The sequence below is a fragment of the Sphingomonas sp. PEI4 genome (assembly GCF_056679955.1).
The window spans coordinates 1,736,106-1,758,554 of the sequence record NZ_CM155258.1 but is presented as its reverse complement, the minus strand read 5'-3'; the positions used below and the strand labels follow the sequence as shown (position 1 = coordinate 1,758,554).

23 protein-coding genes are annotated in these 22,449 nt (G+C 65.6%); 18 read left to right on the top strand and 5 right to left on the bottom strand.

Annotated features, from left to right (window positions below; all coding sequences use genetic code 11):
- Positions 1–117: 117 nt before the first annotated feature.
- From dnaK to AC1MLZ_RS08020, 3 genes are all read left to right on the top strand, one after another.
- Positions 118–2,025 (top strand): molecular chaperone DnaK, encoded by a 1,908-nt coding sequence (dnaK, locus tag AC1MLZ_RS08030; protein ID WP_480961175.1) that lies wholly within the window; start codon positions 118–120, stop codon positions 2,023–2,025.
- 121 nt (positions 2,026–2,146) lie between these two features.
- The gene (gene dnaJ / locus AC1MLZ_RS08025) at positions 2,147–3,277 is read left to right on the top strand and encodes a molecular chaperone DnaJ (RefSeq protein ID WP_480961174.1); all 1,131 of its coding nucleotides are present in this window, start codon (positions 2,147–2,149) and stop codon (positions 3,275–3,277) included.
- 375 nt (positions 3,278–3,652) lie between these two features.
- Positions 3,653–4,105 carry a TM2 domain-containing protein gene (locus AC1MLZ_RS08020; RefSeq protein WP_480961173.1) on the top strand — a complete coding sequence of 151 codons (453 nt, stop codon included), beginning with the start codon at positions 3,653–3,655 and terminating at the stop codon, positions 4,103–4,105.
- Positions 4,106–4,321: 216 nt separating this feature from the next.
- On the opposite strand, the gene AC1MLZ_RS08015 is transcribed toward AC1MLZ_RS08020, so the two are convergent.
- A complete protein-coding gene (locus AC1MLZ_RS08015; protein WP_480961172.1) occupies positions 4,322–4,585 on the bottom strand; it encodes a hypothetical protein in 264 nt (87 codons plus the stop codon).
- 583 nt (positions 4,586–5,168) lie between these two features.
- Positions 5,169–6,467, bottom strand: a complete 1,299-nt coding sequence (gene purB, locus AC1MLZ_RS08010; RefSeq protein WP_480961171.1) for an adenylosuccinate lyase — start codon at positions 6,465–6,467, stop codon at positions 5,169–5,171.
- Between the two features lie 231 nt (positions 6,468–6,698).
- Here purB and AC1MLZ_RS08005 point away from each other — a divergent pair, with 231 nt between their 5' ends.
- Positions 6,699–7,151, top strand: coding sequence for an EF-hand domain-containing protein (locus AC1MLZ_RS08005; protein ID WP_480961170.1), 453 nt, complete (start codon positions 6,699–6,701; stop codon positions 7,149–7,151).
- A 70-nt stretch (positions 7,152–7,221) separates the two neighbouring features.
- Here AC1MLZ_RS08005 and AC1MLZ_RS08000 read toward each other — a convergent pair whose 3' ends face one another.
- The 3 genes from AC1MLZ_RS08000 to radC form a co-directional block, all read right to left on the bottom strand.
- On the bottom strand, positions 7,222–7,623 hold the full coding sequence (locus AC1MLZ_RS08000; protein WP_480961169.1) for a BLUF domain-containing protein: 402 nt from the start codon (positions 7,621–7,623) through the stop codon (positions 7,222–7,224).
- A gap of 66 nt (positions 7,624–7,689) precedes the next feature.
- Complete coding sequence (locus tag AC1MLZ_RS07995) at positions 7,690–7,902, bottom strand: hypothetical protein (RefSeq protein WP_480961168.1); 213 nt, start codon at positions 7,900–7,902, stop codon at positions 7,690–7,692.
- 82 nt (positions 7,903–7,984) lie between these two features.
- A complete protein-coding gene (radC, locus tag AC1MLZ_RS07990) occupies positions 7,985–8,689 on the bottom strand; it encodes a RadC family protein (RefSeq protein ID WP_480961167.1) in 705 nt (234 codons plus the stop codon).
- 86 nt (positions 8,690–8,775) lie between these two features.
- On the opposite strand from radC, the gene AC1MLZ_RS07985 reads away from it, so the two are divergent.
- The 14 genes from AC1MLZ_RS07985 (at position 8,776) to AC1MLZ_RS07920 (ending at position 22,330) form a co-directional block, all read left to right on the top strand.
- Positions 8,776–11,931: an intermembrane phospholipid transport YdbH family protein gene (locus AC1MLZ_RS07985; RefSeq protein ID WP_480961166.1), complete on the top strand. Its 3,156-nt coding sequence runs from the start codon at positions 8,776–8,778 to the stop codon at positions 11,929–11,931.
- Between the two features lie 47 nt (positions 11,932–11,978).
- Positions 11,979–12,155, top strand: a complete 177-nt coding sequence (locus AC1MLZ_RS07980; protein ID WP_082444354.1) for a YnbE family lipoprotein — start codon at positions 11,979–11,981, stop codon at positions 12,153–12,155.
- 37 nt (positions 12,156–12,192) lie between these two features.
- The gene (locus tag AC1MLZ_RS07975; RefSeq protein WP_480961165.1) at positions 12,193–12,552 is read left to right on the top strand and encodes a YdbL family probable chaperone protein; all 360 of its coding nucleotides are present in this window, start codon (positions 12,193–12,195) and stop codon (positions 12,550–12,552) included.
- 445 nt (positions 12,553–12,997) lie between these two features.
- Positions 12,998–13,318 carry an AtpZ/AtpI family protein gene (locus AC1MLZ_RS07970; RefSeq protein WP_254686477.1) on the top strand — a complete coding sequence of 107 codons (321 nt, stop codon included), beginning with the start codon at positions 12,998–13,000 and terminating at the stop codon, positions 13,316–13,318.
- A gap of 70 nt (positions 13,319–13,388) precedes the next feature.
- A complete protein-coding gene (locus AC1MLZ_RS07965; RefSeq protein ID WP_480961498.1) occupies positions 13,389–14,147 on the top strand; it encodes a F0F1 ATP synthase subunit A in 759 nt (252 codons plus the stop codon).
- Positions 14,148–14,186: 39 nt separating this feature from the next.
- A complete protein-coding gene (locus AC1MLZ_RS07960; RefSeq protein ID WP_055873230.1) occupies positions 14,187–14,414 on the top strand; it encodes a F0F1 ATP synthase subunit C in 228 nt (75 codons plus the stop codon).
- Between the two features lie 57 nt (positions 14,415–14,471).
- On the top strand, positions 14,472–14,966 hold the full coding sequence (locus AC1MLZ_RS07955) for a F0F1 ATP synthase subunit B family protein (RefSeq protein ID WP_480961164.1): 495 nt from the start codon (positions 14,472–14,474) through the stop codon (positions 14,964–14,966).
- A gap of 37 nt (positions 14,967–15,003) precedes the next feature.
- Entirely contained in the window at positions 15,004–15,576 is a 573-nt protein-coding gene (locus AC1MLZ_RS07950; protein WP_480961497.1) for a F0F1 ATP synthase subunit B family protein, read from the top strand.
- Positions 15,577–15,732: 156 nt separating this feature from the next.
- Entirely contained in the window at positions 15,733–16,053 is a 321-nt protein-coding gene (locus tag AC1MLZ_RS07945; protein WP_480961163.1) for a DMT family transporter, read from the top strand.
- A 313-nt stretch (positions 16,054–16,366) separates the two neighbouring features.
- Complete coding sequence (gene uvrC / locus AC1MLZ_RS07940) at positions 16,367–18,292, top strand: excinuclease ABC subunit UvrC (protein WP_480961162.1); 1,926 nt, start codon at positions 16,367–16,369, stop codon at positions 18,290–18,292.
- 78 nt (positions 18,293–18,370) lie between these two features.
- Entirely contained in the window at positions 18,371–19,348 is a 978-nt protein-coding gene (locus tag AC1MLZ_RS07935; RefSeq protein WP_480961161.1) for a polysaccharide deacetylase family protein, read from the top strand.
- Positions 19,349–19,406: 58 nt separating this feature from the next.
- Entirely contained in the window at positions 19,407–20,138 is a 732-nt protein-coding gene (recO, locus tag AC1MLZ_RS07930) for a DNA repair protein RecO (protein WP_480961160.1), read from the top strand.
- A gap of 40 nt (positions 20,139–20,178) precedes the next feature.
- Positions 20,179–21,225: a 3-isopropylmalate dehydrogenase gene (gene leuB / locus AC1MLZ_RS07925; protein ID WP_480961159.1), complete on the top strand. Its 1,047-nt coding sequence runs from the start codon at positions 20,179–20,181 to the stop codon at positions 21,223–21,225.
- Between the two features lie 7 nt (positions 21,226–21,232).
- The gene (locus tag AC1MLZ_RS07920) at positions 21,233–22,330 is read left to right on the top strand and encodes a glycosyltransferase family 2 protein (protein WP_480961496.1); all 1,098 of its coding nucleotides are present in this window, start codon (positions 21,233–21,235) and stop codon (positions 22,328–22,330) included.
- The last annotated feature ends 119 nt before the right edge of the window (positions 22,331–22,449 follow it).

The window sequence follows — 22,449 nt, the reverse complement described above, 5'->3', positions numbered from 1 at the left end:
TCTTGCGGCAAGCGCGAGGCCACCTATATCGCGCCCATCATCAGAAAGGTTCCACTGCCGTAACGGGGTGGAACCGGTTTCGTATTTTCGTTTCAAGTGAGGGGCTAATCAGAACTCATGGCTAAAGTAATCGGTATCGATCTCGGCACGACCAACAGCTGCGTTTCCGTCATGGAAGGCGGCAAGCCCAAGGTCATCGAGAATTCCGAGGGCGCGCGCACCACGCCGTCGATCGTCGCATTCGCCAAGGACGGCGAGCGACTGGTCGGCCAGCCGGCCAAGCGCCAGGCAGTGACGAACGGCGACAACACCATCTTCGCGGTGAAGCGCCTGATCGGCCGTCGTTTCGACGATCCGATCACCAAGAAGGACACCGAGCTGGTCCCGTACAAGATCTCGCGCGGGCCGAACGGCGACGCATGGGTCTCGGCGGGCGGCAAGGATTACTCGCCGTCGCAGATCTCGGCGTTCACGCTGCAGAAGATGAAGGAAACCGCCGAATCGTATCTCGGCGAGACGGTCACGCAGGCGGTCATCACCGTGCCGGCCTACTTCAACGACGCACAGCGCCAGGCGACCAAGGACGCCGGCCAGATTGCCGGTCTCGAAGTGCTTCGCATCATCAACGAGCCGACTGCGGCGGCGCTGGCTTACGGCCTCGACAAGCAGGACGGCAAGACGATCGCGGTCTACGATCTCGGCGGCGGCACGTTCGATATCTCGGTGCTGGAAATCGGCGACGGCGTGTTCGAGGTGAAGGCCACGAACGGCGACACGTTCCTGGGCGGTGAGGATTTCGACAACAAGATCGTCCAGTTCCTCGCCGACGAGTTCAAGAAGGCCGAGGGCATCGACCTCGCCAAGGACAAGTTGGCGCTGCAGCGTCTGAAGGAAGCGGCCGAGAAGGCGAAGATCGAGCTGTCGTCGGCACAGACGACCGAGGTCAACCTGCCGTTTATCACCGCGGACCAGAACGGCCCGAAGCATCTGGTGAAGTCGATCACCCGCGCCGACCTGGAGCGGATGGTCGAGGACCTGGTCAAGCGCACGCTCGAGCCTTGCCGCAAGGCGCTCGCCGACGGCGGTCTGAAGCCCGAGGACATCTCGGAAGTCGTGCTGGTCGGCGGCATGACGCGCATGCCGCGCGTCCGTGAAGTCGTGAAGCAGTTCTTCGGCAAGGAGCCGCACACCGGCGTAAACCCGGACGAGGTCGTCGCAATGGGCGCCGCGATCCAGGCCGGCGTGCTGCAGGGCGACGTCAAGGACGTGCTGCTGCTCGACGTGACGCCGCTGTCGCTCGGCATCGAGACGCTGGGTGGCGTGTTCACCCGGATGATCGATCGCAACACGACGATCCCGACCAAGAAGTCGCAGACCTATTCGACCGCCGACGACAACCAGGGCGCGGTGACGATCCGCGTGTTCCAGGGCGAGCGCGAGATGGCGGCCGACAACAAGATGCTCGGTAATTTCGATCTCGTCGGCATTCCGCCCGCACCGCGCGGCGTGCCGCAGATCGAAGTCACGTTCGACATCGATGCGAACGGTCTGGTCAGCGTTTCGGCCAAGGACAAGGGGACCGGCAAGGAGCAGCAGATCCGCATCCAGGCATCGGGCGGTCTTTCGGACAGTGACATCGACCAGATGGTCCGCGACGCCGAGACCTTCGCCGAAGAGGACAAGAAGCGTCGTGCGGGCGCCGAGGCGAAGAACAACGCCGAGTCGCTTATCCACACGACCGAGCGTCAGCTTGCCGACAATGGTGACAAGGTCGACGATGCGCTCAAGACCGAGATCCAGGCTGCGATCGACGCGACCAAGGCTGCGGTCGAGAGCAACGATGCGGATGCGATGACTGAGAAGAGCACTGCGCTCGCCCAGGTCGCGATGAAGCTCGGCCAGGCGATCTACGAGAAGCAGGCCCAGGCGGACGCTTCGCCTTCGGCCGATGGCGACGCGGCGAAGAAGGACGACGATGTCGTCGACGCCGAGTTCTCGGAAGTCGACGACAACCCGAAGGCGTAACCGAAACTCCCTCTCCCCTTCGGGGAGAGGGCCGGGGTGAGGGGCCGTTCCGCGCGCTGTCGTCCGGAACTGCCCCTCACCCAACCCTCTCCCCGGAGGGGAGAGGGCTAAGAGGGCCGCAATGAGTACCCAGACAGACTATTACGAATTGCTCGAATGCGAGCGGACCGCGGATGCGGGGATGATCAAGTCGTCCTACCGCAAGCTCGCGATGAAATATCACCCGGACAAGAACGCCGGCTGCAAGGATTCCGAGGCGCAGTTCAAGGCCGTCAGCGAGGCATACGAGTGCCTCAAGGACCCGCAGAAGCGCGCTGCGTATGATCGCTTCGGCCACGCCGCATTCCAGAACGGCGGCCCCGGTAACGGTGGCGGCGCACAGGATTTCGGCGGCTTCAGCGACATCTTCGAAAGCGTCTTCGGCGAGTTCATGGGCGGCGCACAGCGCGGCGGTGGTCGTTCGGCGGCACGGCGCGGCGCCGACCTGCGCTACGACATGGAAGTCTCGCTTGACGATGCGTTCCACGGCAAGGCGACCGAGATCACGGTCGACGTCTCCGCGCAGTGCGACACGTGCGACGGCTCCGGCGCGAAGGCCGGTACGCGTGCGAAAACCTGCCAGCATTGCGGCGGCCACGGGAAAGTCCGCGCGCAGCAGGGCTTCTTCGTGGTCGAGCGTGCCTGCCCGGTCTGCAACGGCGCCGGCCAAGTCATCGCGGACCCATGCCCCGACTGCCGCGGCGAAGGCCGTGTCGACAAGACCAAGACGCTGTCGATCAACGTCCCCCCCGGCGTCGACGAAGGCACCCGCATCCGCATGTCCGGAGAAGGCGAGGCAGGCGCACGCGGCGCACCGGCCGGCGACCTCTACATCTTCCTCCATGTGACCAAGCACAATCTGTTCGAACGCGAGGGCACGACACTGTTCGCGCGCGCGCCGATCAGCTTCACGGTCGCGTCGCTCGGCGGCTCGCTATCGATCCCCGGCCTCGACGGTCGCACGCACGAGGTGAAGATCCCCGCCGGTATCCAGTCGGGCAAGCAGCTCCGTCAACGCGGCGCCGGCATGCCGGTGTTGCAAGGACGCGGCCACGGCGACCTCGTCGTCCAGATCGACGTCGAAACCCCCACGCGCCTCAGCAACCGCCAGAAGGAACTGCTCGAGATGTTCCGCGAAACGGAAACCGGTGACGAATGCCCGGCGAGCCAAGGCTTCTTTGCCAAGCTCAAGGGCGTTTTCGCGGGCGAGTGATATGAAGACGGGCCGGCGGTAGTGTCGGCCCGTACGCGACAGTCGGCCACTTGCAGCCGTGACTGTCGTAGGACGATGACGCCCGCGCTCCCATTCGTCATCCCGGCGAAAGCTGGAGTCTCGCCATTCGGGTCGCAACGCCAGCCAACAAGGATACCCCAGCTTTCGCTGGGGTGACGAGCCTTTGTCGGGCGACGCACGCATCTCCCGTCATCCCAGCGAAAGCTGGGATCTCCCCGTTCAGGTCGAAACGACAACCAACGGGAATACCCTAGCCGTCACTTGGGCGAGAGGGCTTGATCGCAGGAAGCACGAGTTCGTACTTGCCTCATCCGCATGATCCGCCAGAATGAAGCCCGAACACCGAGGAATGATATGCGCGGACAGGTTTTAGGCGTCGATCCCCGCACGGGCGAAGGGCTCGTCGCAGGGCAGGACGGACAGCGCTACCGGTTCGCCCGCGAGGACTGGGCGCATCGCGGCGAACCGGCGATCGGCCTGGAAGTCGATTTCGAAGCGGCCAACGACCGTGCGCTCAGCGTCTTCCCGATGCCGACCGCGCCGGGCCCACGTCGCGCCGTTCCACCCGAGGTGCTCCCGACCAACGACCGCAACAAATACGTCGCCGCGGTCATGGCGTTCGTGATCGGCACGCTCGGCATCCACCGCTTCTATCTCGGGCGCACCAGCTCCGGGATCGTCATGCTGGTGCTGAGCATCACCGTGGTCGGCTTGGTCATCAGCGCACCCTGGGCGTTGATCGACACGATCCGCTATCTGATGATGTCGGACGAGGAATTCGCGGCACGCTATCCGCGGACGCGGTAACCGCCGTCGATCTCGTTTTTAGCCGAGGCGAGAGCAACCAGCGGCGGCCCTAAATCCTCCCCCGCCAGGGGGGGGGCGGGCACTTGCCAGACGGAGGGGGAGGTAAGGGACAACCCCCGCTCCGTGTCCTCCCCCTCCGTCACCTTCGGCGACACCTCCCCCTTGCGGGGAGGATCGATAGAGCTGCCGTTTGCTTGGTCAGAATTACCGCCGCCTTCACTTGGTGCGGATGGTGACGCCGCGTGCGTTCCACTCGGACCGGGTCTCGCAGATCGTCTCGGGCAGCGTCTTGTCGACCTTGCGACCCAGAATGGTGCGCGGCATGCAGACGCGGCTGGTGTCGTCCTTGAAGACGCTGGCGGGCATGGTGACGGAAATTGGCTTGTCGCCCGCTGCGAATGCGGGTGCGGAGGCGCCACCGAGCGCGACGATGCTCGCTACCAGCAGAGCGGCAGGGCGGAACGAGTGGGACTGGAACATGGAATGCCTTTCACAGAGGATGACGCCGAACTGCGCCATGTCTGTGTCACTGCATTAATGATGCCAAACGCCTAAGGCTCTGGGATCGCGTTATTTAATTAGAATGGCCAGTTTTCTGAGAAGCGCGGCGAGCCAAAGCGCAGGGCATGCCACCAGATATTGGCGGATCTCGCGCTGCTCCGACGGCCTAGCCGCGCCCCCTGGGAAGGGGGCGGGCGGGCCGATGGATCAGAAGGCGGTTACGACCACCCCGACCACCAGCGCTTGAGCCGCGATCGCCAGCATGGTGCTGGTCACGGTTTCGAACATGCGCATGGGTAGGTCTCCGATGCCGGAACAATATCCGGCAAGCGGGATATGGGCTTAGTTGCGCGTTGTCGCAATTTTGTAACACGTAATCGCAATTGCATTGCGTGCACTTTGGGGTGGTTCGGTACGCAGGGTACGCATCCTCCACCACTCCGTCATGCCGGGCTTGTTCCGGCATCGACGGGTCCGCAAACTCAAGGGCTTCAAGTTTGCGGAACGGTGGACCCCGGAACGAGCCCAGGGTGACGGAGGAATTGGGGGGAGGCGCGGGCGTTTACGCAGCGCCGAACACGCGCGCGAAGATCGTGTCGACGTGCTTCAGGTGATAGCCGAGGTCGAACTTGTCCTCCAGTTCGGCATCCGAAAGCGTCACTTCCGGATCCGCCTTCAGCAACTCGAGCAGCGACAGCGCGCCGTCCGAATCCCACACCTTCATCGCGTTACGCTGCACCAGGCGATACGCGTCCTCGCGGCTCACGCCCGCCTGAGTCAGCGCCAGAAGCACGCGCTGCGAATGCACCAGCCCGCCCATCTTGTTGAGATTCTTCAACATCCGCTCGGGGTACACGACCAGCTTGTCCATTACCCCGGTCAGCCGCGCGAGCGCGAAATCGAGCGTGATCGTCGCGTCTGGCCCGATATATCGCTCGACCGACGAGTGCGAGATGTCGCGCTCATGCCACAGTGCGACGTTCTCCATCGCCGGCGTGACGTACCCGCGCACCATCCGCGCGAGGCCCGTGAGGTTCTCGGTCAGCACCGGGTTGCGCTTGTGCGGCATCGCCGACGAACCCTTCTGGCCCGGCGAAAAGAACTCTTCGACTTCGAGCACTTCGGTGCGCTGCAAATGACGGATTTCGGTCGCGAGCCGCTCGATCGAGCTGGCGATCACGCCCAGCGTCGCAAAGAACATCGCATGGCGATCGCGCGGGATGACCTGCGTCGAAACGGGCTCGACCGACAGGCCGAGCTTGCCCGCGACATACTCCTCGACGAACGGATCGATGTTTGCGAACGTCCCCACCGCGCCCGAGATCGCACAGGTCGCGACATCCTCGCGCGCCGCCACAAGCCGCGCCCGGTTGCGGGCGAACTCGGCATGCGCCTGCGCCAGCTTCAGCCCGAACGTCACGGGCTCGGCGTGGATGCCGTGGCTGCGGCCGATCGTCGGCGTCATCTTATGCTCGCGCGCGCGGCGTTCGAGCACCACCAGCAACGCGTCGAGATCGGCGATCAGGATGTCGCTAGCCTTGGCCAACTGTACGGCCAAGCACGTGTCGAGCACGTCCGATGAGGTCATGCCTTGGTGCATGAAGCGCGCTTCCGGCCCCACATGCTCGGCGACGTTGGTCAGGAAGGCGATCACGTCGTGCTTGGTCTCGCGCTCGATCTCGTCGATCCGATCGACCTCGAACGCGCCCTTTGCCCAGATCGCGGCGGCGGCTTCCTTGGGAACTACGCCCAGTTCGGCGAGCGCGTCGGTGGCGTGCGCCTCGATCTCGAACCAGATCTTGAAGCGCGCTTCGGGCGTCCAGATCGCGACCATGTCGGGGCGGGAATAGCGGGGGACCATCGGGTTTCCTCGGAAGCGTGAAGGGTAGGGCGCGTCGCGTGCCATATGGCCCGCGGTTGCATGCGAAACGCGGTAGCAGGACGCAGGGGAAGGTTCAAATCACCGCCGAGGGGTTATGATTCGCGATCTGCGGGCGTATACATATAGTCGATGGTCGGCAATATCGAGACTAGGTCTGTCTCGATACAACAGACCGTCAGTATAGGCGTAGAACTGCATCGGAGATATGCAATGTTGAAATTTGCTATGATCGCAGGCGTGGCTATGATTGCCGCACCGGTATTGGCGCAAACCACGACGGGTCCGCAACAGGGCTCCCCATCCGGCGCGGCTGCTGTCTCGTCGGGCGCTTCCGCCGATGGCGCTGCATCCGGACAACAAGGCACGCCGACCGATGCGGTGCCGATGCAGTCCGCGGCGCGCGAACAGCCGGCGACGGGCAGCCAAGTCGCACAGGTCGTCGACACCGAATTTCCGACCTATGACAAGAACGGCGACGGCAAGCTCAGCAATGCGGAGTTTGGCGGCTGGATGGTTGCGTTGAAGAGCAAGACCGATCCGAAGACCAAGCCGGATGCGCCCGAGACGAAGAAGTGGGTCTCCGCCGCGTTTGCGCAGGCCGATACCGACAAGAACAAGTTGCTGACGAAGACCGAGGTCACCAGCTTCCTGTCGCAGGGCTGAACTACACCGGCCGGGTGAATACCGTCGTCGCGTGACACGAGGCCGCCGAAACTGGTCGGCGGCCCTTTGGTCAGGTGCCGAGTGATCCTGTCGCCATCAGTGACAGGAACGGATTGCGGACGGCGTCCGAGGCGCGAGCGAGAAGCCGCCGCATGCGGGCGTCATAGGCGTCCACCGGATCCGTCGCGCGGCGGTGCGCCATCGTCCATCCACCGAACTGACGGTCGCGGATCGAAATATTGTGCTGCAATGACAGACTGTGATGGCGACGATCGTTCAATATTCGCCCGAACGTCGAGTCGATGCTTTCAGTGGGGCCTTCGATCACCTGCAAGAACCGCGTACCGTCCGACCATAGTAAACCGGTGACCCCGTCTATCGCATTGTTATGGCGCGACTGTTCCAATATTCCAACGAGATCGGCCTTGTCGCCCGCAACCGTGCTCGAACTCACGTAGAGAATTTGGCGCATCGGGTCTCCGGTCTGTCTTCGTAACAGACGGCTACTAGGAAACGCGGCACGGTGTCTTGCGGTGGATCAACTGCCCTTGCGGGTGGCTCGTTCCTCGGCTGCGCGGGTTTCTGCCAAGATCTGGCCCTGCGCCTCGGTGGCGCCGTCGAGCAATCGATCCGATGTTTCGGCGGCGGCTTCGGGAGTCAGCGACACCGCAACGCCGTCGGGTCCATCGACCATGACCTGTCCGTGTTCGGCCGTCACCGTCGAGGCTTCTTCCTGTACCTTTTTATCCACGTGCAACTCCTTTGACGGCATAACGAAGGCGCGGGCAAAACGGCTCGGCGTTACAGGGAACTTACAGCGTTATTGCCTTGCGCTAGATCAATCCTTGCGCGCGCAAGCTGACATGGCCGCCGGTGCCCATCACGATATGATCGTGAACCGTGATGCCGAGCCGCTTGCCCGCCTCGGCGATCGTCCGGGTGATGTCGATGTCGGCGCGGCTGGGGGAGGGGTCTCCGCTCGGGTGATTGTGGACGAGGATGATCGATGCCGAGCCCAGGTCGATCGCGCGGCGGATGACTTCGCGGACGTACACTGCGGCCTGGTCGATCGAGCCCTTGCTCATCACCTCGTCGCGAATCAGCATGTTCTTGGTGTTGAGGTGCAACACGCGGAAGCGTTCGATCGCGTGGTGCGCCATGTCTGCGCGGAGGTAATCGAGCAGCGCCTGCCAGTTGGCGAGCACCGGGCGGTCGCTGACGTGCGACTGGAGCAGGCGGATCGCGGCGGCGTGCGCGATCTTGATCGCCGCGGTCGAGATTTCGCCCATGCCCTTCACCCGGCCTAGCGCTTCGGCGTCCGCGGTGAGCACCCCGCCGATCCCGCCGAACTCGCGCATCAGAGCTTTCGCGAGTGCCTTGGTATCGCCGCGCGGGATCGCGATCGCGAGCAGGTATTCGATGAGTTCGTGATCGAGCAACGCGTCGCTGCCGCCTTCGAACAGGCGTTTGCGGAGGCGCCCTCGATGGCCCTTCAGATCGTTCCCCAAGACAGTGGCGTCGTCGTCCGGTTCGGCCATATCGATACGCTAGCACATCCACACGCAATTGCATGACGCCCCCGCTCCCGCCTATGCAGGAGGCTCGAATATGGCGGAGTGAGTGGGTGATCGAGACGAGCGAGACGGGGGTCGACCCCGGCCCCAATCCTCGCCGTCCGGTGCCTGTCCGGCGTATCATGCTGATTGTGGCGCTGGTGCTGCTCGCCGGGTTGATCGCGCTGTGGCTCGCGCGCAAGCCGATCGCGGAAGGGTTCATCGATCGCGAACTGGCAAAGGCCGGCGTGCCTGCGCGGTACGATATCGCCAACCTCGCGCTGGGTGGCCAGCGGCTGACGAACGTCGTGCTGGGCGATCCGGCGCATCCCGATCTGGTCGCGGACTGGGTCGAGACGCGAACCGGAGTCGGGCTGTCGGGGCCGTATCTGGTGGGCGTGCGCGCGGGCAAGGTTCGGCTGCGCGGGCGGCTGGTGGACGGCAAGGTGTCGCTCGGCGCGATCGACAAAATGCTGCCGGCATCGTCCGGCAAGCCGTTCTCGCTGCCCGCGCTCGACGTGGCGGTCGCCGATGGGCGGATGCGGCTGGAGACTCCGCAGGGTGTCGTCGGGTTAAAGCTCGCCGGATCGGGCAAGCTCGACGACGGGTTTCGCGGTACGCTGGCGGCGATCAGCGAGCGGCTCGATGTCGGCGGGTGCGTGATCGACCGGCTGGCGGCGACGGTGAAGCTGCGGATCGACACGGCGAAACCGACGATCACCGGGCCGGTACGCGTGTCGCGACTCGCCTGCGGGACGACTCGGGCGGATCATATCGTTGCGGACCTCGACGTCGGGCTCTCGGCCGCGCTCGACCGCTGGCAGGGCAAGGCGACGCTCAAGACCGGGGCGGCACGCGCACCGGGGATCGCGCTGGCAGGGGCAGGGGGCACGCTCGATTTCACCGGCAGCGCGGCCGCGACCAGCGGCAAGGCGGACATCGCCGCCGATACCGTCCGCACCGCGGAAGGGCAGGCACGGCGCGTTTCGATCGCGGGCGCTTACCGGATCGGCAAGCAGATCGCATTCGACGGACGCGTGAGGGCGAGCGGCGCGGCCGTGGCGCAGGCGCGGCTCGCCGACGTGGGCGGTCTTGGCGGTACGGTAGCGGGAACGCCCGTCGCGCCACTCGCGGTCGCCATGGCGCAGGCCATCGAGCGCGCGGGACGTGGTTTCGCAGCAGACGGCACCGTGTCGGTGCGGCTCGCTGACGGGCGCGGCTCGGCGGTGCTGTCCCGCCTCGCGCTCGCTTCGGCCAGCGGCGCGCGCGTGGCGCTCGGCGGCGGGAGTGGCGTTGCATTCGGTTGGCCGAAGGGTGGCGTGCGGCTGGACACGAACTTGGCGTTGCAGGGCGGCGGCTTGCCCGAGGCGCGCGTGTCGCTTGCGCAGGCGAAACCGGGCGCGGCGATCCGCGGCGTGGCGCGGATTGCCGCCTATGCGGCTGGGGGCGCTCGGCTGGCGCTGACCCCGGTGACGTTCAGCGCGACGCCCGGCGGCGCGACCTCGATCACCACGCAGGCAACGCTCGACGGTCCGATCGCGAACGGCCGCGTGGACGGTTTGTCGATGCCGGTCGCCGCTTTGTGGGATGGTCGTGGGCGGCTCGTCGTCAACACTGGCTGCGCGCCGCTCGCCGTCCAGCGCCTCGCGACATCCGGGCTGGTGCTCGATCCGTCGCGCCTGACCCTGTGCCCGATCGATGGCGCGCTGGTGCAAGTTAATGGCGCGCGGATCAGCGGTGGCGCGAATATCGCTGCGGCGAAGTTGAGCGGACGACTCGGCACCACCCCGATCACGCTCGCGACCGCCGGAGCGACAGTGCGGCTAGCCGGTCGCGGCTTCCAGATCGAGGGCGTGCAGACGCGGATCGGTGCGCCCGAGCGCGTCACGCGACTCGATTTCGGCACCGTCACGGGCCGTATGACGGGACAGGGTGTGGCGGGCGCGTTCACCGACGCATCGGGGCAGATCGCCAATGTCCCCCTGCTGCTCGGCAATGCGGCGGGCGAGTGGACGCTGGTCGGCGGCGCGCTCAAGCTCACCGGCGCGATGGGCGTATCCGATGCCGCGCCGTCTCCTCGGTTCAAGCCGCTTGCCGCGCGCACCGTTACGCTCGCACTGGTCAACGGCACGATCACCGCGGCGGGGACGCTGTTCGAGCCGACGACCAACACCAAGGTCGCCGACGTCACGCTGACCCACGCGCTCGGCGCCGGTGCGGGCAAGGCCGACCTCGACGTACCCGCGATCGCGTTCGCCAAGGACAGACTGCAACCCGACGCGCTTACCCCGCTCACCTTCGGCGTGATCGCCGAGGTCAACGGGTCGGTCAGCGGGGAGGGGCATATCGCCTGGAGCCCCGCTGGCGTGACCAGCACGGGCGTGTTCCGCACCGCCGGCACCGATCTCGCCGCCGCGTTCGGCCCGGTCACCGGCATCGCCACCGAGATCCGCTTCACCGACCTGCTCAATCTCCAGAGCGCGCCGGGGCAGGTGGCGACGATCCGCACGCTCAACCCCGGCATCCCGGTCACCGACGGCACGATCCGCTACCAGACGCTGCCCGGTGCGCGCGTGCAGGTCGAGGGTGGTTCCTGGCCATTCGCCGGCGGATCGCTCGCACTCGACCCGACTTTGCTCGACTTCTCCGCACCAAAGGAGCGCCGGATGACGTTCCACGTCGCCAACATGGCGGCCGACCAGTTCCTGCAACAGTTCGATTTCAAGAATCTCGATGCGACCGGGATCTTCGACGGCGTCCTGCCGATGATCTTCGACGAGAGCGGTGGCCGGATCGAGGGCGGTGATCTGCGCGTGCGGCCGGGGGGCGGCACGCTCGCCTATGTCGGCGATCTCAGCCAGAAGGACCTCGGCATCTGGGCGAACATCGCGTTCCAGGCGCTGAAATCACTCCGTTACCAGTCGCTGCGGGTCGGCATGAACGGGCCGCTCGCGGGCGAGATGGTCACCGATGTGCGTTTTGCCGGGATCAGCCAGGGCGAGGGGGCGAAAGCGAACTTCATCGTCCGCCGGCTCCAGAAACTGCCCTTCATTTTCAACATCCGCATCAAGGCGCCCTTCCGCGGGCTGCTCGACTCGGCGCAGAGCTTCTATGACCCGAAACGGCTGATCCAGCGGAACTTGCCCGCACTTATCCAGCAGCAGTCGGCGCCGCCTCCTCCGAAACCCCCAACCATTCAGCCTCCCGCAAGCAGGATCGTGCCATGACCGAAACAGGATTGAACAAGCAGGAGCAAAGGCCGATCTTGCATAGGATGACGAGGACGATTGCGATTATCGGGCTGACGGCCGCCTTGCCGGGCTGCATCAACGTGTCGGCACCAGACAAGCCGATCGAGATCAACCTCAACATCAACGTCACGCAGGAAGTGGTCTATCGTCTCGATGGCGAGGCGAAATCGTTGATCCAGCAGAATCCGGGGATATTCTAAGATGAGCGTTTTTGCAGGCAGAGGCGGGATCAGTGTCATGTTTGCCGCAGCCGTGGCTCTCGGCGGCCTTTCGGTGGCGGCATCCGCCCAGCGCGACCCGGCTTACGCTGCAGCGCGCGCGGGTGGCGAAGTCGGTGAGCAGCCCGACGGCTATCTCGGCCTCGTCGGGGCGGCGAGCGGCAACCTGCGCGCGCTGGTCAACAACATCAATATCCAGCGCAAGTCGGCGTACACCCAGAAGGCGCAGGCGAGTGGCGCGACGGTCGAGCAGCTCGCGTTCACGAGCGGGTGCAACCTGATCCTGCAGACCAATCCCGGCGAAAAGTACAAGACGCCCAACGGGGTGTGGAAGACGCGCACCGCCGGCGCCCCCGAACGCGATTCGCGCTGCGTTTGAACCCCCGTCATGCCGGGCTCGTTCCGGCATCCACGGTTCCGCGGACTCGATAGTCGTGACTGTGCGGAACCGTGGACTCCGGAACAAGCCCGGGGTGACGAAGACAGGAGCTTCCCCCCGTGGCGCGAGGTCCCGGCTTTCGCCGGGATGACGAAGCGCGCGGCCGTTGCGACGTCCAGCTCTTAAATCCTCCCCCGCCAGGGGAGGTGGCAGGCGTCAGCCTGGCGGAGGGGGAGGCAAGCGAAACCTATGCTCCGTGTCCGCCCCCTCCGTCACCTTCGGCGACACCTCCCCTGGCAGGGGAGGATCGAACGGGCCCATTAATGACGCCCTTGTCACACCGGTTGACTTGCACCCCCCCCTTTTCTAAACGGACCGCGCCTTGGCGGGATCGCTCGTCGCTGTGTGTTTCCTCCCCGATGCGAAATCAGGTGGAGGGCTATGCGTGGCGGAGATCGAACCCGGACAGGACCCCCAGGGTGTTGACGATCCGCGACTTTCCGCGCTCGATGAGCGATTGAGAGAGGTCAAGGCTCGGGAAACACTGAAAAAGGGGCAGAAGGGGGCGGATGCCGAGCGGGGATACTCGCAAGGCAATCGCGTCATTTCCGCTCTTATAGGGAGTCTCGTCGGCAGTGCGCTGATCGGGTGGTTGATAGACCATTGGTTCGGCACTGGCCCTTGGGGGCTGATCGTGCTGCTGTTCCTCGGGATAGCGGTCGCGTTCAGGCAGATCATTCGAATTTCAGGCGAGCGCCCGGAGTAACCGGGCGTTTGTCGTATCAAGACGGCAGGGATTCCACGTGGCGGCAGAACAGGGCGGCAAGATCGATCCGATGCACCAGTTCCTGATCGAGCCGGCGTTCGGCTCGCACTGGATCGTTGGTGGCTATGACCTGTCGTTCACCAACTCCGCATTGTGGATGGTGGTGACGCTGGTCGCGCTTTGGGCGTTCATGATCGGCGGCATGAAGCGCGAGCTCGTGCCCGGTCGCTGGCAGATGGCGGTCGAGGGCTTTACCGGCTTCATCTCGGGCATGCTGGAGCAGAATGTCGGCCCCGGCGGCAAGCGCTTCGTGCCCTATGTCTTCTCGCTGTTCATGTTCATCCTGTTCGCGAACATCATCGGCCTGCTCCCGTTCGGCATCGTTCCCGGCGTGCATCCGTTCACCGTGACCAGCCACATGACCGTCACCGGCGTGCTGGCGCTGATCAGCTTCGCGATCGTTCTGGTCGTCGGCTTCGGCAAGCACGGCTTCCACTTCTTTTCGCTGTTCGTGCCGAGCGGTACGCCGGCGCTGATGATCCCGCTGATCTTCGTGGTCGAGCTGATGTCGTTCCTGGTGCGTCCGTTCTCGCTCGGTCTGCGACTGTTCGTGGCGATGACCGCGGGGCATATCCTGCTCAAGGTGCTGGCCGCGTTCGTGATCAACGGCCTGAACCTCGGCGGGATGTATATCGGTCTGGTGAGCGCGCCGAGCATGTTGCTGATGATCGGCATCACGCTGCTCGAGCTGCTGGTCGCCGCAATCCAAGCATACGTGTTCGCGTTGCTGACGTCGGTCTATCTGAACGATGCCGTAAACCTTCACTAAGTTTTCCATTACCTAACTGATTTTCAAAAGGAATTTATCATGGACGCACAAGCAGCAAAGATGATCGGCGCCGGCCTCGCAGCGATCGGCATGGGCCTCGCAGCCCTCGGCGTGGGCAACGTGTTCGCACAGTTCCTCGCCGGCGCCCTGCGCAACCCGGGCGCAGCCGACAGCCAGCAGGGCCGTCTGTTCATCGGTTTCGCAGCAGCCGAGCTTCTCGGTCTGCTCGCCTTCGTCACCATGATCATCCTGGTGTTCGTCGCCTAACCACTCGCTGATTTGGCCGGGCAACCGCGCCCGGCCGGATTAACGCAGGACAGACCAATGCCTCAGATTGCCCAGATAGCCGCCACCTACGCCTCGCAGATCTTCTGGCTGCTCCTCACCTTCGGCATCCTGTATTTCGGGATCGGCAAGGGAATGGTGCCAAAGATCGTGTCCAACGTGGACTCGCGCGAAGGCAAGATCGCAGGCGATCTGGCGGCGGCGGTCGCTGCCCGTGCGCAGGCCGATACGGTCCAGGCGAACTGGCAGGCCGAAATGGACGCGGCGCGTACCGCGGCGCAGGCCGAGACGGCGGCTGCCGCGAAACGTGCGGCGCTCGCCTTCGAGCAGCAGGTGCATGCGGCCGACGCCGAACTCGCCGAGCGTCTGGGTCATCACGACCTGGCGGTAGCGAACGCAAAGGCCGAGGCGCTCTCGAACCTTCAGGGTGTCGCCGCCGAGGCAGCACAGCAATTGGCCGCCAAGGTCGCAGGGCTCCAGGTCAGCCTGGATGCGGCGAGCGACGCGGTACGCAGGACGACGGCGCATGGCTAATCCAGATTCGGCCGCAAAGGTCATCCACGAAGAGGGCATGGCGCCCGAGGGTGCGATCGACAACCAGGGCATCCAGGGCCACACGACCGCGCCCGGTGGCGTCGAACACGTCGCCGATCCGACCGCCCTCGGCCTGACCTCGACGGGCTGGGTCGCGGTGGCGATGATCGTCGTCATCCTGCTGATGATCTGGAAGAAGGTTCCGGGGATGATCGGCAAGATGCTCGACACGCGCATCGCCGGGATCCGCACGCAGCTCGACGAAGCCAAGGCGCTCCGTGCCGAAGCCGAAGCGATTCGCACCGAGTATGAGGCCAAGGCCAAGACCGCGCACGTCGAAGCCGAAGCGATGAAGGCCCACGCACATACTGAAGCCGCGGCGATCATCGCCAAGGCAAAGGCCGGTGCCGAGGACCTTATGGCCCGTCGCGCGAAGATGGCCGAAGACAAGATCGCCGCCGCCGAACGCGCCGCGATCGCGGAGGTCCGTGCGCGGGCGGCGGATTCTGCGGCGAAAGCTGCCGGCATCCTCATCGCCGAGCACCATGACGCAGCCGCCGACCGCGCAATGGTCGACCGCTCGATCTCCAGCCTAGCCCGTCTGAACTAAGTCTTCCCCTCTCCCCTCGGGGGAGAGGAAGGGGCCCGCTGCGAAGCAGTGGGAAGGTGAGGGCACGTGTCCCTCCCGCACTAACATTTTTGACGGTCGTCTCTTCCCGGGTTTCCGGCGGCCGAGTCTCCAATCTGAGCCCGTTGGAGAACACTCATGTCCTGGCTCATCCTCGCGGTCGCCGTCGTCACTGAAATCTGCTGGGCGCTCAGCCTCAAATGGGCAGCCACCCTCGCCACGTGGCAGGCCTCCAGCGTCCCGATCGTCCTGAGCTTCGTCAACATGGGCCTGCTCGCGCTAGCCATGCGCGGCCTCCCCGCAGGCACCGCCTACGCGATCTGGACCGGCGCAGGCGCGATCGGCGTCATCATCGGCGGCGTCATCCTGTTCGGCGACAAGGTCAGCGGCATCCAGGCCTGCTTCATGGCACTCACGGTGGTCGGCATCGTCGGCACCAAGGTCTTCGCTCAAGCCTGACCCTCTGCCTTCGCCCGCAGGGCGCGGGAGATTGATTCACGCGAAGGCGCAAAGGCGCGAAGAGAAGGTTGGTTCACGCGGAGACGCGGAGACGCGGAGGTGTTGGATGTGAGGCTCACGGGGCGGCTGCATCTTAGCGATGATATAAGCCTTCGGCAGTTTGAGGGCGAACGCTGCACTGCTCGCATCTTCTCTCCGCGGCTCCGCGTCTCCGCGTGAACATACCTTCTTCTCTTCGCGCCATCGCGCCTTCGCGTGAACATCACTGCCTTGCGCTGGCATAACCCCCTCGCACTCCCTAGATTCCTGAGCGATGTCCTCCCCAAATTCCCCCGACCGTTTCAACGAAGACAAATCCACGTTCGCAGTCCGGGGTGGCGGCGAGACGCCTGACCTGGCCGCGGGCGTCGCGGCGATCAGGAACGTGCTCGACACGCTGCCGATCCGCCCTGGCGTCTACCGCATGCAGGACGCGCGTGGTGACGTGCTCTACGTCGGCAAGGCGCGCGCGCTTCGGAACCGCGTCGCGAACTACGTCCAGGTCGAGCGGCTGACGAAGCGCCTCCAGCGGATGGTCTCGCAGACCCGGTCGATGACCATCGTCACCACCAACAACGAGGCCGAGGCGCTGCTGCTCGAATCGCAGCTCATCAAGCGCTACCGCCCCGCCTACAACGTGCTGCTCCGCGACGATAAGAGCTTCCCGTTCATCCTCCTGCGCGACGATCACGCCTTCCCCCGCGTCCAGAAACACCGCGGAGCCCGCCGCGCGAAGGGCAATTACTACGGCCCGTTCGCGAGCGCGGGATCGGTCAACAACACGCTCAACGCGCTGCAGAAGCTGTTCCTCCTGCGCAGTTGTACCGACAGCTTCTTCAAGACGCGCGACCGGCCGTGCCTGCTCTACCAGATCAAGCGCTGCTCCGCGCCGTGCGTCGGCCGCATAGACGAAGCCGCCTACAACGAGCTGGTCGAGGACGCGAAAGCCTTCCTCGGCGGCAAGTCGACCGGCGTGCAGGCCAAGCTCGGCGCACAGATGCAGGCCGCCGCCGAGAACATGGACTTCGAACTCGCGGCGTTGCTCCGCGACCGACTCCGCGCGCTCACCTTCATCCAGGGCACGCAGGCGATCAACGCGGAGGGCGTGGGCGACGCCGACATCTTCGCGATGGCGTGCAAGGACGGCCTCATCGGCATCCAGGCGTTCTTCATCCGCGGCGGCCAGAATTGGGGCCATCGTAGCTTCTTCCCGCAGCACACCAACGATGTCCCCGAGGACGAGGTGCTGACCAGCTTCCTCGGTCAGTTCTACGAGGAAGTCCCCCCGCCCAAGCAGATCCTGCTCGACCGAGACCTCCCCGAAGGCGCACTCCTCGTCGAGGCACTGGGCGAACGCGCCGGCTACAAGATCGTGCTGCAAGTCCCGCAGCGTGGCGATCGCCGCCGCCTGATGGACCAGGCCAAGCGCAACGCGGTCGAGGCGATCGAACGCCGCCAGGCAGAATCGACCACCCAGGCCAAGCTCCTGCGCGAGGTCGCCGACCTGTTCGACCTCGCCGAGCCGCCCGAACGCATCGAGATCTACGACAACAGCCACATCCAGGGCACCGCCGCGACCGGCGCGATGGTCGTCGCCGGGCCCGAAGGCTTCCGCAAGGGCCAGTATCGAAAGTTCAACATCAAGAACAAGGATACCGCCCCGGGCGACGATTTCGCGATGATGCGCGAGGTGTTCACCCGCCGCTTCTCGCGCGCGCAGGCGGAAGACCCCGATCGCGATTCCGGCGAATGGCCGGACTTGGTGCTGATCGACGGCGGCAAGGGCCAGCTCAACACGGTCAAGGCCGCGCTCGAGGACCTCGGCGTCGAGGACGTGTGCCTGGTCGGCATCGCCAAGGGCCCGGAGCACGGCCGCGATGGCCGCGAGGTGTTCCACATGCTCGACGGCCGCGAGTTCCAGCTCCCCGTCAACGCGCCGGTCCTGTTCTACCTCCAGCGCCTGCGCGACGAGGTCCACCGCTTCGCGATCGGCGTCCACCGCGACAAGCGCAGCAAGGCGATCGGCGCCAGCCCGCTAGACGAGGTCCCCGGCATCGGCCCCGCGCGGAAAAAGGCGCTGCTGATGCACTTCGGCACCGGCCGCGCGGTCCGCAATGCGAGCCTGCAGGACCTGCAACAGGCACCGGGGGTGTCAGCGGGCGTCGCGCAACAGGTGTACGACTTCTATCACTCGCGATGAGCCGGCGGGTGATGGCATGCGGAGCGACCGTGAAGAAATGAAACGCAATCTTCATCACCATTTGTTACGAATGGTCTCGTGACCACGCCCGTGTTTCTTACCGTCGACACCGAGTTCGCGTGGCGGCATCACGTTTCGGGGCTCGACGTCGATGCGATCTATGCACGGTCGCTGGAGCCGGCCGGCGTCGGACTAGGCTACCAGCTGGCAGAGCTGGCACGGCACGATCTGAAGGCGTGTTTCTTCGTCGATCCGATGCCCGCGATCACCTTCGGACCGACACCTGTGCGCCGTATGATCGAGACGATCCTCGAAGCCGGGCAGGAGGTACAGCTTCACCTTCACCCCAATTGGACGAGCGCGCAGGCGGGCGACCACGGCGCCGCACATGATCGGTTCGCGCTGTTCGATTACAGCCTCGCCGAACAGACCGATCTGCTCGTCCGCGCCACCAACCTGCTGGTCGAGGCCGGCGCGCCTGCGCCGATCGCGTTCCGCGCTGGCAGCTATGCAGCTAACGACGATACGCTGACCGCGCTCGGGGCGCTCGGTTTCCGCTACGACAGCAGCCACAACGGCTCCGAATCGCCGGGATCGAGCCGGATATCACTACCCCCACGCCAGATCTCACCGGTTCGATGGTCGCCCGACAGCGATCTGGTCGAGGTGCCCGTAACCGTGATCGAGGATCTGCGCGGACGGATCCGTACCTTCCAGCTGTGCGCGCTGTCCGCGGGGGAAAGCTACGACGCGCTCGAACATGCCGCAGCGTCGCATCATGCGGCGGTGACGATCGTCTCGCACGGTTTCGAACTCGCCAACCGCCGCGGCACGCGCGCGAACGGGATGCACGTCCGTCGCTTCCAGGCGTTGTGCGCCATGCTTGCCGAGCTGCGCGACGTGCTGCCGACCACGCATTTCGCGGATCGGCCGGTGTTGGCGCTCGGCCAGCCGGACGTGCCGCTCGGCCCCGATCCGCTGCGCACCCGCTGGCGTCAGGCCGAGCAACTCTGGTCCAACTGGATTTCCGAGCGCCCCCGGTCGCGGCAACGCTGACGTCCGCCGCTGATCGCCGGGCCCTGCCACTCCCCGCCGGAGGGCGCTAAAGGACGCCATGCACCTCCGCGCATCCGCCATTGTCGTCGCCGTCCGCCAGCATGGCGAGCATGGGGCGATCGTGCGTGCGCTCACCCGGAACGACGGGGTCCAGCCCGGCTACGTCCGCGGCGGTCGGTCGCGCGCGATGCGCCCCGTGCTCCTCCAGGCGAACGTCATCCAGGGTGAGTGGCGCGCGCGAACCGGCGAGCAACTCGCCTCGTTGACCGCCGAGCTGATCCACAGCCGCGCGACGCTCCACGGCGAACCGCTCGCCGCGGGTGCGCTCGAATGGGCGACCGCGCTGGCCGCCGCCGCACTCCCCGAAGCGCAGCCCTATCCGCAGATCCACGATGCGCTCGACGGTGTGCTCGGCGCGATCGAAAGCGCGCCATCCGCCCGCGGCTGGGCGGCGGCGCTGGTGCGGTACGAATTGCTGGTGCTGGCGGAACTGGGGTTCGGGCTCGACCTGGACCGCTGCGTCGCGACAGGAGCTGAGGACGATCTCGGTTTCGTGTCGCCCAAGAGCGGCGCGGCGGTCTCGCGCGGGGCGGCGTTCGGGTATGAGACCAAGTTGCTGCGATTACCCGACTTCCTCCTGGCGGGCGGCGAAGCGGTGTGGCCCGACATCTTCGATGGCCTGCGTCTTACGGGACATTTCCTCGCCCGCGACATCCTCGTCGACCGCCGCGCCGATCCGTTGGCGGCGCGCGACCGGCTGGTGGATCGTCTGAAAAGGGCGGTTGCGTGAGCGCGCACTGCCCGGCAAGGGCCGCGCAGGAGGAACGCACATGCCCTTGATCGCGATACTGGCCGGCGACGGCATCGGACCCGAAGTCACGGCGGAGGCGCGTCGCGTGCTGGATGCGCTCGGCCTCGACCTCACCTATGAAGAGGGCCTCGTCGGCGGCGCCGCGTACAAGGCGGTCGGCCACCCCCTGCCGCCCGAGACGCTCGAGCTCGCCCGCCGCGCCGATGCCATCCTGTTCGGTGCGGTCGGCGACCCCGACTGCGATACGCTCGAACGCCAGTTCCGCCCCGAGCAGGCCATTCTCGGTCTGCGCAAGGACCTCGGCCTGTTCGCCAACCTTCGCCCGGCCAAGCTGTTCGCCGGCCTCGAGGACGCCTCTGCGCTCCGTCCCGAGATCGCTCGGTCGATCGACATGGTCATTGTCCGCGAGCTGACCGGCGACGTGTATTTTGGCGCAAAGGGCATCCGCACCACCGCCGAAGGCCTGCGCGAAGGCCATGACGAGATGCGCTACGACGAAGCCGAGATCGCGCGCATCGCCCGCGTCGGCTTCGAGACGGCGCGCACGCGGAAAGGCAAGCTGCTCTCGGTCGACAAGGCCAATGTGCTCGAAACCTCGCAGCTCTGGCGCGACGTCGTGATCGAAGTCTCGGCCGAGTATCCCGACATCGAACTCAGCCACATGTACGTCGACAACGCGGCGATGCAGCTCGTGCGTAATCCGGGCCAGTTCGACGTGATCGTCACCGGCAACCTGTTCGGCGACATTCTCTCGGACGAAGCGTCGATGTGCGCCGGCTCGATCGGTATGCTGCCGTCCGCCGCGCTCAACGGCTCGAACAAGGGCATGTACGAACCGATCCACGGCAGCGCGCCCGACATCGCCGGGCAGGGCAAGGCCAATCCGTGCGCGGCGATCCTGTCCGCCGCGATGATGTTGCGCCACTCGCTCGACCTGCCCGAAGCGGCGGAGCGGATCGAGGCCGCTGTCGCGGCCGCTATCCTCGGCGGCGCGCGTACGCCCGATCTCGGCGGGACGCTGTCGACCTCCGCGATGGGCGACGCCATTCTCGCCGAACTCGGCTGACCCGGTGATCCCCGACCTTCTCGAACTCGCGATCGTCATCCCGACGTTCAACGAGAAGGCCAACGTTCCGACGTTGATCGCCAAGCTCGACCAGGCGCTGGTCGGGCGCAACTGGGAGGCGATCTTCGTCGACGACGATAGTCCCGACGGCACCGCCGATGCCGCGCGCGAGATTGCCCGGCTCGACAAGCGCGTGCGCGTGATCCAGCGGATCGGCCGGCGCGGGCTGTCGTCGGCGTGCATCGAGGGCATGTGCGCCACCGCCGCGCCGGTCGTCGCGGTGATCGACGGGGATCTCCAGCATGACGAAACGCGGCTTCCCGCTATGCTCGATCTGCTCAAGGACGGCGAGACCGACGTGGCGATCGGCTCGCGGTTCGTCAGCGGCGGCTGCACCGGGGAATGGGACAGCGACCGCGTCGCCAAGTCGGCGCTCGCCACCAAGCTGTCGCGCCGCGTGCTGAAGTGCGACCTCAACGATCCGATGAGCGGCTTCTTCATGATCCGCACCGACATCGTCCGCCGCCTTGCGCCGTCGCTGTCGGCGATCGGCTTCAAGATCCTGCTCGACCTGCTGACGGCGTCACCGACACCGCTCCGCTTCGTCGAGGTCCCGTACACCTTCCGCTGCCGTACCGAGGGCGAGAGCAAGCTCGATCACGTCGTTGCGATGGAATATCTGATCGCGATCTACGACCGGATGTTCGGGCGGGTCGTGCCGGTGCGGTTCGCGATGTTTTCTGCGATCGGCGTGCTCGGCGTCGGCATCCACATGGCCGTGCTGACCGCGTTGTTCGTCGGGATCGGCGCGAATTTCGTGGTTGGCGAGATCGTCGCGACGCTGGCTGCGCTGACCTTCAACTTCTTCCTCAATAACACACTGACATACCGTGACCGGCGGCTAAAAGGATGGCGTCAACTGGTCGACGGCTGGATGTCGTTCGCGGTGATCTGCTCGGTCGGCGCGGTCGCCAACGTCGGCATCGCCGCGTTCCTGTACGAGATGCGCGACGGTGCCTGGGCGGCATCGGCACTGATGGGCGTGCTGGTCGGCGCGGTGTGGAACTACGCGCTGTCCACGAAATTCACCTGGGGCCGGTACTGAACCCATTCCTGATCCTCCCCCGCAAGGGGGAGGTGGCTGGCGCTTGCCAGACGGAGGGGGAGGGAAACGACACGGGGGTTGCGTGGTCCTCCCCCTCCGTCGCCTTCGGCGCCACCTCC